The organism is Sodalinema gerasimenkoae IPPAS B-353 (assembly GCF_009846485.1).
Taxonomy (GTDB): domain Bacteria; phylum Cyanobacteriota; class Cyanobacteriia; order Cyanobacteriales; family Geitlerinemataceae; genus Sodalinema; species Sodalinema gerasimenkoae.
On the sequence record NZ_ML776472.1, the window covers coordinates 3,070,357 to 3,084,516 of the forward strand.

12 protein-coding genes are annotated in these 14,160 nt (G+C 54.4%); 3 read left to right on the top strand and 9 right to left on the bottom strand.

Features of this window, described 5'->3' with window-relative positions:
• Window positions 1-120: 120 nt before the first annotated feature.
• The 8 genes from psbZ to L855_RS13345 all read right to left on the bottom strand — a co-directional run bounded on the left by psbZ (window position 121) and on the right by L855_RS13345 (window position 7,570).
• On the bottom strand, window positions 121-312 hold the full coding sequence (gene psbZ / locus L855_RS13310; protein WP_159788766.1) for a photosystem II reaction center protein PsbZ: 192 nt from the start codon (window positions 310-312) through the stop codon (window positions 121-123).
• Window positions 313-394: 82 nt separating this feature from the next.
• Complete coding sequence (locus L855_RS13315) at window positions 395-1,297, bottom strand: universal stress protein (protein ID WP_246198857.1); 903 nt, start codon at window positions 1,295-1,297, stop codon at window positions 395-397.
• Window positions 1,298-1,463: 166 nt separating this feature from the next.
• Window positions 1,464-1,658 (bottom strand): NblA/ycf18 family protein, encoded by a 195-nt coding sequence (locus tag L855_RS13320; RefSeq protein ID WP_159788768.1) that lies wholly within the window; start codon window positions 1,656-1,658, stop codon window positions 1,464-1,466.
• Window positions 1,659-2,154: 496 nt separating this feature from the next.
• On the bottom strand, window positions 2,155-2,892 hold the full coding sequence (locus L855_RS13325) for a PP2C family protein-serine/threonine phosphatase (protein WP_159788770.1): 738 nt from the start codon (window positions 2,890-2,892) through the stop codon (window positions 2,155-2,157).
• Between the two features lie 39 nt (window positions 2,893-2,931).
• Complete coding sequence (locus L855_RS13330; RefSeq protein ID WP_192925028.1) at window positions 2,932-4,716, bottom strand: ABC1 kinase family protein; 1,785 nt, start codon at window positions 4,714-4,716, stop codon at window positions 2,932-2,934.
• A 50-nt stretch (window positions 4,717-4,766) separates the two neighbouring features.
• Entirely contained in the window at window positions 4,767-5,096 is a 330-nt protein-coding gene (locus L855_RS13335; RefSeq protein WP_159788772.1) for a DUF6825 family protein, read from the bottom strand.
• A gap of 172 nt (window positions 5,097-5,268) precedes the next feature.
• Window positions 5,269-6,843 carry a serine/threonine-protein kinase gene (locus L855_RS13340; protein WP_159788774.1) on the bottom strand — a complete coding sequence of 525 codons (1,575 nt, stop codon included), beginning with the start codon at window positions 6,841-6,843 and terminating at the stop codon, window positions 5,269-5,271.
• Window positions 6,844-7,048: 205 nt separating this feature from the next.
• Window positions 7,049-7,570, bottom strand: coding sequence for a hypothetical protein (locus L855_RS13345; RefSeq protein ID WP_159788776.1), 522 nt, complete (start codon window positions 7,568-7,570; stop codon window positions 7,049-7,051).
• 196 nt (window positions 7,571-7,766) lie between these two features.
• Here L855_RS13345 and L855_RS13350 point away from each other — a divergent pair, with 196 nt between their 5' ends.
• The 3 genes from L855_RS13350 to L855_RS13360 all read left to right on the top strand — a co-directional run bounded on the left by L855_RS13350 (window position 7,767) and on the right by L855_RS13360 (window position 11,433).
• Complete coding sequence (locus tag L855_RS13350) at window positions 7,767-9,158, top strand: hypothetical protein (protein ID WP_159788778.1); 1,392 nt, start codon at window positions 7,767-7,769, stop codon at window positions 9,156-9,158.
• Between the two features lie 132 nt (window positions 9,159-9,290).
• Window positions 9,291-10,241, top strand: coding sequence for a homoserine kinase (thrB, locus tag L855_RS13355; protein WP_159788780.1), 951 nt, complete (start codon window positions 9,291-9,293; stop codon window positions 10,239-10,241).
• A 43-nt stretch (window positions 10,242-10,284) separates the two neighbouring features.
• Window positions 10,285-11,433, top strand: coding sequence for a cysteine desulfurase family protein (locus L855_RS13360; protein ID WP_159788782.1), 1,149 nt, complete (start codon window positions 10,285-10,287; stop codon window positions 11,431-11,433).
• Between the two features lie 19 nt (window positions 11,434-11,452).
• Here the strand turns inward: L855_RS13360 and L855_RS13365 are convergent, their stop codons facing one another.
• The gene (locus L855_RS13365) at window positions 11,453-13,984 is read right to left on the bottom strand and encodes a CHAT domain-containing protein (protein ID WP_159788784.1); all 2,532 of its coding nucleotides are present in this window, start codon (window positions 13,982-13,984) and stop codon (window positions 11,453-11,455) included.
• Window positions 13,985-14,160: the final 176 nt, after the last annotated feature.

Consider the following 14,160-nt stretch of genomic DNA (forward strand, 5'->3'; position numbering starts at 1 on the left):
TGGTTTGCCTGCTTTGTTAACGTCTTATCTCATTTGGCGATTGCTCTAAATATAAATTCGGTGAGGAGTCCTAGGAGGGATCCCAGGTGAGATTCCTCCTTATTCCGTCTCGGGGTTGATTTAAACGACGAGGTAGTTCAAAACACCCACAGCGAGAACTAAGGCCACCCAGATTCCTGAGCCAATCCAGATGAGTCCTTTGGACTGATCCCAGTTTTGGGGAGAGGCATAGGCCACGGGAACCCCAATCACCATAATGAAAGACCAGAGGACTAGGGCAGCTAAGCAGAATTGAAAAATAAGTGAAAACATCGTTTTGTTTAACGTCGCTGAATGTAAGGACTTTCACCCTATACTTATCACATTTCGGACTCGGATTTCGGAGAATCTTGCCTTAGTCGGGATCTGGGAAGAACAGAACCGGATGCCAACTGCGGCGTAGGAGAAGGTTGGCAAAGTTGGGCCGCGACCATTCTAGAAGGCGCGGAACACTCGGGGAGTTGACGGCGATCGCACTGATGTCATACTCCATGGCTAAGTCCATCATGGTCTTCAACCGCTCTTGCTCCCGTACTTGCGTGGTCACGGTTAGGTTATACTGCTCAAGCTCCTGTTTGACCTCCGCCAGGATCGCTTCAGCATCCTCGACGGTTTGCGATTGGGGAATGTCACGGCGACGTTTGGACTCAATGGCCCAAGCTAGGAGACAGGAGTTTAACGAGTTCTCAGGGCGATCGCGGGCCACCTGAGTAATTTGCTGGACCAAAGCTTGGGCGGTGTTGCTGCCATCATAAGCGATGAGGAGATAGCGCAAGAGATGACGGCAGCGGAGATCGAGTTCTTCTTCGGTGTAGGTGGACATTAAGGCCGGACGGATGACTAAGAGAGGAATCTTAATCCGTTCGACCAGTTCGGCGGTTGTACTGCCAAACAGTTTTTCGTTAAGGAGTGTTTTGTTGTCGGTTCCCAGCAGAACGAGGTTACAGTGATGGGTTTTGATGGTGTGGAGGATATTCTCCACAATGCGATCGGATTCAACCACCACCTCGACTTCAACGCCATCAGGGACATTCTCCTGAGCGATGGACAGGTATTGACGCGCGGCTTCCATAGCGGCTTTGTCCACTTTAGGAACGCCGCGATCGTCATCAACTCGGACAGAGTGGAAGAAAACAAGTTTACGGACTCCTGACGCGGCGAAGCTAGGAACGAAGCGAACCAGGCGATGCAGACCGTCTTGTAAATCGGTACAGATGAGAAGGTTTTGAAACATATAAGGCTTGCGTCCCAAAGACATGATTCATTCCTAGGGTAGTCGAATTTGTTATCACCCAGGTAATCATTAGGGGGAGCAGCAAGCAGGTTAAGGGAGTCTCCAGTAACGCCCCGGCATCCCCAGACCATTTCCCACAAATGAGGAATTGAGCCAGAGACGGAGGTCGCCCTGAGAGAGTCTTATGGCTCTACGACATCCCGTTGGGTTCAATGCCCCATTGGTGTTTGAGTAGATTTTTGTAAGTCACTTCGCGCAACATCATTTGCTCGTACAGTTTCAGAAGGAACTGTTGCGCTTGCTCATGACTCATTTGGGCCACTTGGGTTTCAAAGGAACGCAGACTAAACTGCTGTTCGAGACTCAGTTGGATCGGTTGGTCCATGGGATGTACCTCTCAAGCGAATCGTCTCGTCAATACAGGAACTGGGTCAGCGTCTCTCAAGACTGGCTTAACTCTAGGGTTATGACCTTGTTGAGGTCGCTTGTCCTGTGTTGTTACAAAATATAACAAATATTTGACAGGAATTGCAACATCTGCACCCAGATATTTTTTAGGACGGGACAATCTTCATTGAGGTTCCCTATCCTCTGATACGAGTTTTAGCAATTTGTCAACGGTAAAAATGCTCATTATGAACTCCCCGACCGGGAAGTTCCGATCGGGGGAGAAGAAGGGAGAAGAAGGCAGTAGGCAGGAGAAGGCAGTAGGCAGGAGAAGGCAGTAGGCAGCAGGCAGTAGGCAGCAGGCAGTAGGCGGGAGAAGGCAGTAGGCAGCAGGCAGTAGGCAGCAGGCAGTAGGGAAGTTTTCCCCTCCTGGGAGGGTTGCCCGGAGGGCGGGGTGGGTTTTCCCTGTTCCCTGTTCCCTGTTCCCTTCTTCCCTACAACCTCACCAACACCACCGTAATATTGTCTCGTCCCCCTTCTGCCTTAGCTGTTTCAATCAGGCGAGTGGTGGCCTCGTCACAATCCTTGCTGGCGGCGAGTTCTGCGGCAATGCGATCGTCTGTCAGTTCTTCGCTGAGTCCATCGCTACAGAGTAGGAACTGATCGCCGGGGGCGACATCTAGGGCACGAATTTCGAGTTCGCCCATATCTTCTCGGCCAAGACATTGGGATAAAACATGACGCCAGGGATGTTCTCGGGCTTCTTCTGCGGGGAGAACTCCGGCTTTAATAGCTTGGGCTACCCAGGTATCATCTTCCGTGACTTGTTCGAGGGTTCCATCACGGAAGCGATAAATCCGCGAGTCTCCCAAATTGGCACACCAGACTTGAACAATCTCACCATCGGGGCCGGGTTGCAGCAAAATCGCAACGGCGGTGGTCCCCATATCCGCATTCTCAGGATGAACCAGTTGATCCTCCATGATGGCCTTGTTCGCACCGATGAACGCCTTTTTGAGAAGGGTCTCTGGTTCCTCTTCACCGTCGCAGCCGAGATCGAGGTGATGACAGATGGCATCCTTGGCAATGCGACTGGCATCTTGTCCAGCGGCATGGCCACCCATTCCGTCGGCGACAATGAAGAAGCGTCCGGCTTCGTCGATATGGTAAGCGTCCTGGTTGACAGCCCGGATTAGACCTTTATCGGTCTGGCCGGCAAAGGCTGGTTTCATAACCTGAAAATTATTAAAGTTGCGGGTGAGGGAGCCAATCTAGAAGCGATCCGCTCGGTTGATACGCGTCATGAGTCGAAGTAGGGCGATGACCAAGACGATCGCCAAAACAGCTACGCCTGCGGCTAACCAAACTTCGCCACTGACTACTAAAATCGTAGCGGACAACGTCAACGCACTCACAAGAAGCGTGTAATTTGTTGTCATCTGCATGTTACTCATGCGTCGTAGCAGGCGATCAGTTTCCGTGGCCCGCACTCGCACTCGCACGTCACCGCGCTCTAGTTTTTCGAGGCTGTCTTCAATACGCCGAGGGAGTCCCAGGGCGGTTGAACTCACTTCACTGGCCTGACGGCTCAACTCTGAAAGAATGCCATTGCCATAGTCTTCTCGTCCTTGGTTCATAAGATCAAACGCGAATGGTTTCGCCACCTCCATAAAATTAAAGTCAGGATCGAGACCTTTGCCTACCCCCTCCAGGGTCGAAAAGGCACGCATGACAAAGGTAAACGTTGCTGGAAAGCGGAAGGGCTGATCATAGGCGATTTCATAGAGGTCATCGGTGATGGCTTCAACGGACTGTTCCTCAAAGGGTTTATCCATGAGGTTGTCGAGAATGTATTGAATCGATCGCCGTACGGGACCGATATCTTGCATCGGGGCTAAGGCTTCGACGGCGATGAGGGCTTGAACGACGCGCTCGCTATCCCGCTGGGCGACGCCAAAAAACAACTCCATCAACTTCTGCCGCAAATTGGAGGTAATTTGCCCCATCATGCCGAAGTCGTAGAAAATCAAGGCCCCATCAGGACTCACCGCCAAATTCCCGGGGTGGGGATCGGCATGGAAGAAGCCATGATCGAGGAGTTGGTTGAGATAGGCGATCGCCCCTAAACTGGCCAAATGCTTGCGATCCAACCCAGCGGCTTCGAGGGCTTCATAATGGCTGATTTTGATGCCTGGGCGATATTCCAGGGTCAGCACCCGTGCGGAGGTATAGCGCCAATAGACACGAGGAACCTGCACCCAGTCCACCCCGCGAAAATTACGGCGGAAGGTATCGGCATTACGTCCTTCGTTGAGGTAGTCAATTTCGAGATAGAGGATGCGGCAACATTCATCGTAGATACCCATCCAATCGCGGCCCTTGCCCCATTTGGAGTGATTTTGTAGGTAGAGGGCGACTCCTCGCGCAATCCCCAAGTCAATGTCAAACAGTCGTTTCAATCCAGGTCGTTGGACTTTCACGACAATTTCTTCACCGCCCTTGAGTTGGGCCTTGTGGACTTGCCCAAGACTGGCTGCGGCGAGAGGGACGGGGTCAAAATAGCGATAGAGTTCCTGAGCGGGTTTGCCAAAGTCTTCCTGGATAATCTCGTAGGCCAGTTCAGACCCAAACGCAGGAACCCGATCCTGGAGTTTAGACAATTCTTCTACATACTCCGCCGGAAAGATGTCCGATCGCGTCGAAAACAGTTGTCCGAGTTTAATGAAGGTGGGGCCGAGTTGTAGGAAGGTTTCTCGAATCCAGATGGCGAGGCGACGACGGCGGGCGGCCAATTTGGCATCACTGTAGCCCCCCCAATAACTCCATTTGCGCTCATTGAGCCACAAGTCGAAGAGAAATCGGCCCACAAAAGACCAAATCTCAATGCGGCGGCGGTTACGGGAGTAGTTGGGACGGTTCCATCGGTAGGAGGAAGCAGTCGGAAGTAGGGGGCGATCGCCTCGGGGGCGGCGATGATGATCACCCGACGAGCGATCGAGGGGCGATCGCTCAGAGCGGGTCGATTGGGGCAAGGAGTCCTCAGACAGAGCAGACACTCGACGTTCTCGATGAAGTTGGCGGATAGATGGGGAAGAGAGTTCTGGAATTAGTCGTTGTCACTACGATTGCGGTACCGTTGCAGTTCAGACCGTAATTCAGCAATTTCGGCCCGTAAACCATCAATTAGGGCCTGTAAATCCTGATCGGTGGACACAGGACGACTCCCTGATGAAGACCCCGTCGTGGTGCGATCGGATTCAACCTGCTCGGCCCGTTCCACAACTCGTTCGGAGAACTGACGTAGGTTTTCCCGTTGTTCAGCGTCAAACTGACCAAAGGCACTGAGGGAGTTTGAGACAGTCCGTTCTAGGACTGCGCCGATTTCTTCTGCAAGGATACGACCAACAAAGAAGGCGTGAACCGGGGACTTACTCATGTGTGGGTTTGATTATTAAGCTTCCTTAACAAAATTATAGCAGTTGTGACTCGGGGTGACGCCGGGATCTCACCCCTGAGTTGACCGTCCCAGGGACAGTCGAGGAACGGGAGAATGGCTAGGACACCTCGGCGCTCTCATCTCCGCTCCCCTCAACTCAGCCTTGATGAGTTCAGCTCTGAGTGGGGGGTGACGAGGGAACTTGTTTGTCATACTGCCGCCGCCAGGGGTCTTCCTGAGAGGCATCGGGCACTTTGGCCTCAGGATTTGCGCCCCAGTCCGGCTCGCTGCCCCAGGGCCGTTCTAAGGACTCCGGCACTGGCTCAGACCAACTGGGAACATCCAGGGTTTCATCGCCGGTAAAAGGCTTATCCGTCACCAGAGGGTCATCGTACTGGTCTAACTCCTCGGTGTAGGGGGCCTCATAGGTCTCCGGCTCCGCTGGGTAGCCGGTGGAGTCATAGGGCTGGGCGTAAGGCGCTGGGTTCCCGTAGGTTCTATTCTCAGGAGTGGAACTCGGGGCAGACCAAGAGGAGGAGCGATCGCGGCTGTCGGGTTCCGCCTCCCGCCAACGGTTCCGGGTATATTCGGCATCTGGCCTTGGCTCAACCGGACTCCAGGAATCAATCTCTAAGAGAGGACCATCGGCGTTGCGGGGGCGACTTGAGTCAGGGGTCTGACGTAAGCGAGGACGGCCCTCACCACTGGGATCGCTCTGGAGCAGTTGGGAGGGGTCGGATTCAGGCACGCGACTCATGGCCGAGCGCAAGCTCATCATGGCAGCGGCTCCGCCAATGGCCGCCACAACGGAGGTGGTGGCAAAGAGGGCAGGAACCCAGGGACGCTGAAAAATGGGCCGGGCTGGGGTTGGCTCAGAAGCCTGGGGAGCTTTGGCCTTGGCCGCCGACGGACGGGGGCGGCTGTTCCCTTGGCGCGCGCCCGTTCCATTGGGGAGCAACGCCAACCAGTCACGAATGGTCCCAGGACGGGTTTGAGGATTGAGATCGAGACCCCTGAGGATGGCCTCTTCAAAGGCGGCTCCCAGGGAAGTGCCGTCATTTAAGGACTTGAGGGGCACGCGATCGCGCAGGGGGGCACTGGCCGGAGGCTGTCCACTGAGGAGATAGTAAGCGGTGGCCGCGAGAGCATAGATATCTGTCGCCGGGCTAGAGGGAACGCCATTGTACTGTTCTGGGGCGGCATAGCCAGGGGACAGTAGGCCGCTGTAGGTTTGTCCAGATCCTGTGGTTAGGTCGCGGGTTAAGCCGATTTCGATGAGGATAAGGTGATCGCCCCCGGGCACTTGCAGGACATGTTCGGGTTTAATATCCCGGTGTAATAGTCCCTGCTGATGGAGCGCCTCAACCGCTTGGGCTAGTTTCTGCATCACCGTTAGGGCCTCGCGAGGCGAGAGGGGGCCCTGGTTGTTGACCCGATGAACGAGGCTATTGCCGGGGATATACTCCAAGACCAAAAAGGCCTGTCCCTGCTCGTCAAATAAATCTAAGACCCGAGGCAAGTTGGGATGCTGACACCGGGCGAGCAGCCGCGCCTGTTCCACAAATTGGCGGGCAAACTCGTTGCGATTGCCATGGGTGAGTAGGGTATCGCCTAAGGTTTTGAGAATGACGGGCTGCCAGAGCTGCCCGTGGGTCGCCCGATAGGTCGCGCCAAAATAGCCCTGACCGAGCGGGGCTTCGATAGCGTATTTCCCGTTGTTTAGGAGGGTTCCTGCCCGAACATTCATAAATTGAAATGTAAAGTTTTTCCCATGCTAATGTCTTTTGACCATTTATCCCAGATGTTAGGCCCACGGCTTTCATCCGTTTTGAACCTGAGATGTCAAATTATTCTGACATTTTGCTGATACTGGGGATGGCGATCGCCCCGTAACCGTCCTGATGATACGGAATTAGGACCCATCCCCGCTGCCATGTCTGACCCCAAGAGGCTCACTGAATCCGGAAAGAATGGGGACGAACCTGAATTTGTCCCTGTTCATCGAGGGAAAACTCAGGCAAGTTGACCGTGTACAGGTGGAGACAGCCCTGGCCTTTCAACTCGCTCAACTGCTGTTTAACCTGATCGATGGCCTGGTTTAACTGAGTTACCCCCCGACGAGCTTGGGCCGTTTGCTCGCTGCGACGTTCGGCTTCAGCCATGGTCGCTTCTAAGGCTTCGAGTTCATCGGCTTTTTGCTGAATTTGCTCTTGAGTCCAGGCGATCGCCACCTCGAGTCCCTCTAGCTTCGCCTTCCACTCATAGCGAGCTAAAGCCACCTGAGTGGCGGACGCTAACAGGGTTTCCGGGGACGTGCCCTGAGGTTTGTCGGGGGGTTTGCGGGCTTGGGTTTGCGCCTCTTCCAGTTGAGGCACGAGACGATTAAGATGATCTTGGAGCGATTGCAATTCAATTGTCAACGCCTGTTGACGCGTGAGCAAATCGCTGATAGAGGCTTCATTATCTAGAGACATGGTCGGTTCCAAATCAGGCTGAGCAGAAAATTTACTGGAAAAGGGCGTGTGCGGTGTCAAGTCCATTGAAATCAATCCTGAACAATTTCGGCAACCGGTCGGGCTTCAGGTTATGCTGGCAGATAATAGGTGCATCGACAGTTTAGGTCGTCTGCAACCGTATGCACGGGAATCAGGGAAACAACACGAGGGATTGATGGAGCTAGAAGTTGCTTACCAACGCTGCCTGGACAGCCTAGTCGGCTCAATTTCGGAACTGGCAGCCCCCCCACCGATGGAGGAAATCGAACCAATTGCGTCATTGATCGTACAGGCGATGACGGGACAATGGCGGTATTTCCATACGCCGTCTCACATTTTTGAAGTGGGCGGCTCGGATGACCCCCTTGAGGTTCTGTCAGCACTCTTCCATGACTTAGTCTATGTTCAGGTCGATTCAGGAATTAACCTAAACGTCAGCCGCTACATCTCCCCCTACATTGAAGAACTCAATGGCAAGTTATCGATTTTGCCCTTAGAGCGACTTCCTGACGATAGCAACTTCTTGCTGGTCTTGTCGGTCTTTGGCTTCGCCCCAGAACAAGTCCTCGATCCCTTCCGAGGACAAAATGAGTTCCTCAGTGCCGTCATCGCCACCAAGGCCTTAGACCCCTTTTTATCCTTGGGGGATTTGGTGCGCATCTGTGCCTGCATCGAGGCTACAATCCCCTTCCGGGGGGTTTGCGCTGAAGGCTGGACGGCCAGCGAGCGCCTCGAACACAACCTAACTCGCACCTGCGATCAGTTTACGCTCAACTGGACCGATGAGGAGATCTATGATGCGGTCAAACGAGCGGTGCGTCTGGCGAATCGGGATGTGGAAAACTTTGCCCTGCCCAACTCAGCGGAATTTCTGGACAATACCTGGAACCTGCTCCCAGAAACCAATCACGAACTGATTAGTGCCAACTCCTACACCGTGCGCGGCTATCGGCGATCGATTCAGAAGATGGAAGGCTTTATCAACTTCCTCAAGCCTGAAGTGGTGTTCAGCCAATATCGGGGTGAGCCTGATGATTACACCTACGCTGGCTTAGTCGAACGCACCCGCAAGAACCTAGAAACGGCTCAGCTATATCTCGGGGTGAAACTGATCACCATCGCCGTCCTGGAGGCCCTTTCCTATCGCCTTGGACGCAATGTCCATATCTCGACGATGATGGGTGAGTTTCCGGAAGAGGGGGTCAAAACCCCGGCCCTAGCCGAATTTTTACCCCATCTCTCTAGTGACTGTCCTCCCTCCACCCAACGAGAGGCGGAAGTACTACAACTGCTCAGCCAAGGGCGTACCCGTGAATCAGCCTACGACTTGAAAAATTCCCCCCTAGCGACCTTCATTATTGAGTCAGTGGGGTTTGATTGTGTCAGTGAACTGCTCGCCGCCTCTAAGGAGTTTCTGAAAGGGGAACTTCCCGCCGAAACCTTCTTACAACATCGCCTCCTACGCCAAGGTCGAGTGGATGTGGTGAAAATCATTACTGAGGGAGTGTTGGAACTGGCAAAACATCGGGCTAACTTACTTCGAGGGAACCAAACGGTTCAGGTTTAGACGATCGCCCCCGTTGAGGGTATTCCTGAGATGGCCCCGCTCTAGGATAGAATTTTCTCATCGAGCGATCGCCGGCTCGGACACGAGGCGATCGCCGCTCCCTTGTCCGCCAATTCCCTGTTATCCACCTGAATGCTTCATCCGTTTACTGTCACCGTCCCGGCTACCACGGCAAACCTCGGACCCGGTTTCGACTGTTTAGGGGCGGCGCTGTCGTTACATAACCGATTTTCCTTTTTGCCCCCCCCAGGGCCACAGACTCAGGGACTCTCTGAGTCTGGCGTCACGATTCAGGTGCGAGGTGAGGAAGCAGCACGGGTGGCGACGGATGGGGAGAATTTGGTGTATCAAGTTTTTTGTCAGTTCTTTGAAGCCCTCGGCCAAACTCCCCCAAGTTTACAGTTAGAGATTGACTTGGGCGTGCCCCTGGCCCGAGGTTTAGGCAGTTCCGCGACGGCGATCGTGGGCGGACTGCTCGGGGCCAACTATTGGGCCGGCAACCCCCTGAGTCCCCAGGCTTTAATGCGTATGGCTATTGATCTCGAAGGCCACCCAGATAACGTCGTCCCGGCTCTGTTAGGAGGCTGTCAGTTGGCGGCCAGTGATGACGAGGATTGGCTCCATTGCACGGTGGCTTGGCATTCGGAGATTGTCCCGGTGGTGGCGATCCCCCAGTTTGAACTCTCCACGGCGGCGGCCCGGCAAGTCCTGCCTCAAGAGTACTGTCGTGCAGATGTGGTCTTTAATACAGCCCATTTAGCCCTGTTAGTGAAAGGTCTCGAAACCGGAGATGGGGAGCAGTTACGGGTAGGAATGCAGGATCGGGTTCATCAACCCTACCGTCAACGGTTGATTCCCGGCTATGGAGAGGTCCATGAGGCGGCGGTGCAGGCGGGCGCCTATGGATTAGCGATTAGCGGCGCGGGGCCGACTCTATTAGCCCTGGCATCGAGGGCCAATGCTCCTAAGGTGGTGGCGGCCATGGAACAAGCCTGGCAACAGTCAAAAACCGCTGTGACCGTGCGATCGCTGAGTCTAGATCGCCAGGGGGCCAGTATCTGCAAGTCCATAGGCTTACCCTAGAAGGGGGGAGGTGTATTGATGGCAATGTTCAGGAGAGGTCCCCATGCAAATCTACTTAGACCATAGCGCCACCACACCGACACGCTCGGAAGCGGTTGAGGCGATGCTGAACTCCCTGACTCAGGCCTGGGGCAATCCCTCTAGCTTGCATCACTGGGGCGAAACGGCAGCGACAGCGGTGGAAACGGCCCGGCTTCAGGTGGCCGATTTGATTAATGCTCCGGCGGAGTCGATTATCTTCACCAGTGGCGGCACGGAAGCCAATAATCTGGCCCTGATGGGAGCCTTACCCCAAAAACCGGGCCATCTGATTATCTCGGGCGTTGAACATGCGGCCATCTCAGAACCGGCGGGGCGCTTGCAGGAGCAAGGCTGGCAGGTGACCCGTCTATCGGTGACCCCCCAAGGGCGAGTGAGTCCCGAGGATTTCAAGGCGGCACTACGCCCCGATACGGCCCTGGCGTCGGTGATTTATGGACAAAGCGAGGTGGGTACCGTTCAACCCATTGCCGAGTTGGCGGCGATCGCCCGTGGGCATGGGGTGTTATTTCATACGGATGCCGTTCAGGTGGCGGGACGGTTGCCCCTCGATGTGGAGGCGTTGGGGGTGGATTTGCTCTCCCTTTCGAGTCATAAGCTCTATGGCCCCAAAGGGGTGGGGGCGCTCTATGTTCGTCCAGGACTGTCCCTACAGCCCCTGCTGGCGGGGGGAGGTCAAGAACGGGGACGGCGCTCAGGAACCGAAGCCGTGCCGAATATTGTGGGTTTTGGTGTGGCGGCGGCCCTGGCGTCATCAGAACTCGACTCAGAAAGCCCACGCTTAGAACAATTGCGAGATCGCCTGTTTGAGCATTTAGCTGGGGTTTGGAGTCTCCAGGTCACGGGCGATCGCCAGAATCGTCTACCTCATCATGTGAGTTTTTTGGTGGATGCTGAGGATAGCCGGGGGAAACCCATCACCGGGAAAGCCCTAGTGCGGCAGTTAAATTTAGCGGGGATTGCCATTAGTTCGGGGTCTGCTTGTCATAGCGGGAAACTGGCCCCCAGTCCGGTTCTCTTGGCCATGGGCTATCCTGAACGGTTAGCTCAGGCGGGAATTCGCTTGACCTTGGGACGAGACACCACGGAAGCTGATATTGATTGGACGGCTGGGGTCTTAAAACAGTGTGTGATGGGACAACGCCCCCTCTAGCACACCCTTTAACGCCCCTTTAACGCCAAGTGCCGATGAGAATAAAGGGTGACCAGACCCCGGGGTGACTGTAGAACTGACTGTCAATGGCCTTTTGTTGGGCGGCTTTCAGGGCTTGGGCTTTGGTTATTCCAGGGGTCTGGAGTTCCTTATAGAAATTGGTAATTAGGGGAACCGTGGCCTCATCGTTGATAAACCAGAGACTGGCTAGGGCGGTTTTAGCTCCCGCACGCACCGCCACCCCAGCAATTCCCAGGGCGGAGCGGTTGTCTCCAGCTGCGGTTTGACAGGCACTCAGCACCAGTAAATCCAGAGGTTGGCGGCTGTTTCCGGAGCGGCGACGCGATCGCAACAGTTGATCCATGGCTTCGATGGTGATGCGATCGTCAAAGGCCAGCAAAAATGTGCCCTGGGCATCCACACCAAACTTGCCATGGGTGGCCAGATGAACAATTGAATAGGGCTTTTGGGTTAGTTCCTGCTCTAGGCTTCCCACGGTGAAGTCTTCATCGAGTAATGAGACTCCCCCCATTAAGCCCTGAACCTCCCTGACTTCTCGCTCTACATTATTGAGAGCGGCAAAGGGCGGAATTTCCACCGTTAACCCGGCAATTAGGGTTTGTCCAAATTGGGCATTGCGGCGGCCGCTTGTGGTTAGGCGCAAACTGGGAGTGGTGGCCAGGGCGTAGGACTCGACTAAAAACCGCTGACCGTCATGGAGGGCAGCCACGGGAGTTTTTCGCAGGACGCCATCTTGAATGAAGACCAAGGTTTCCGGGGCGATCGCCTCTAAATCCGCTTGCAGAGGACGCACGAGCCAGTCATAGAGTCGTTGGGCGGGCTTGAGATATTCGTTGGTTCCTCGTTTCTCCAGCAAACTCCGAAAGGTATTCACCTCATCTTCAATCTCCTTTCTGGAATGGGGGACGGTATAGCTGCTGAGGGTTCCATCAGCTTCTTGCAAAATCAAAACGGCTGATTCATCCAGAAGAATACTATAAACAATAACCGCTGTTGAATCAGACAATTGTCCATTTTCTTGAACAACAGTTTGAGCCACTTCAACACAATCATCGCCAAAAAAGTCGCGAAGTTCTGCTAACTTAAGGCGCTCCAAAATATCGAGAGTTTCCTGGAGTTTAGATTGGTAGGTTCCCGGCGTATCCCCTTCTAGGAGTAAGGCAATGAGTTCACGGTAAACCGGCTCAACAGCATCACGAAATTCAAACTGGAGATCACGACTGGTGGCAATTAAATCCCCGCGCAAGTAATCTAAACTATTGGTCGCGGCACGATATTGGGCTAGAGCCAGACTGAATTCTCCGGTGTGCTGATGGATGCGGGCCGCTTGCTGTTGCCAGCGATAGAGACTATCGAAGGCGGAAATTTCCTGGGCCGTAAATTGGGCCTGTTGGGTTAGACGCAGGGCAGTTTCATATTGCTGGTCTTGCTCATACAGGGTTCCTAAGGTTCCGAGGGCGAAGGATTCAGCCCGGGGATCGTCAATGGTGCGAGACAGGGTAATGGCGGTTTCTAATAAGTCACGAGCGTGGGATTGCTGGCTTCGGGGTTGCTGTTGGGCCAGGTAAATCAACGCAAAGATTTTCTCCCGTGACGGGGGTAAGAGAGTGAGGAGAGGTTCAAGTTGCTGACGGATGCGTTCTCGTTCCTCCTGACGCTCCGAGAAAAATTCCTGGAGGAGACGATGAGCATTGAGGAGACTGCGAACTTGGGTGATGCCTCCAACGCTTTCTCCGAGTTCAAGGCTTTGCTGGAGTCGCAGTTCAATGGCTTGGCGATCGCGTTCAAATTGAGCCTGGGCCCGCTCAGCATCGGCGTCTTCTCCCTCCTCACGAGCTACTTCTTCTTGATAGTAAGCGCGACGGGCCCGGAAACCGTGGGTATTGGCGAGATTACTTAGGGCTGTGGCAATGGCCTGGGGACGCTCTAAGACCTGGGCCTGCTCAAGGCTTGCTTCATGGGCGGTGATAGCATATTCATAGCGGCCTAGAGCGGAGTAGGCATTCCCTAAGGCCCCCTGGAGGGCTAATTCACTGGGGCGATCGCCCTGGAGTTGTCCACGGGCCTCGTCAAGGAGATCGATGGCTCGCTGATGTTGCCCCATCGCATCATAAAGTTGGGCCTGTTCAATGCGGATTTGAGCTTGAGCGAGGGAGGAACTAGGGGACTCCGATTCAGGCATTGAAGCCGCGAGTTCTAAAACCTGTTGCCAATGAAAAATCGCGGTTTGGGGAGCATGGCCCAAACGTTGATAGGCATTGGCGAGATTTTGGTGTAACCGGATCTCGGTGGCAGGGGAGGGGTTCTGGTCTAGGGCCTGTTGCCATTGGGCGATCGCCCTGAGATAGTCTCCTCGACGATAGTCATCTAACCCCGCGTTGAGCAATTCCTCGGGGGAGGGGTTCATCGCAATGACAGAGGAGGGAGTTGGCTCAGGACTCTGCGAGAGGGCAGGGAGTTTTAGGGTTAGCCAAAAGCTCCCGCAACAGAGTATTAGGCAAAGTAACCACGCTTTCAGAGCAGGTGTCATGGGGTATCGGTGATCACGGTCGGGACATCAATCGTTAGAGAAGTTTGGGAGGGGTTCCTTCCATCTCGCCCTCATTCTAACCGGGTGTAATAATAAACCGTTAGATAGACTGTAAAATGCTGGGTTGTGATATCTTCTTTAACTCATCTTCATTCAGTGTGGGATTCAGGAAAAAA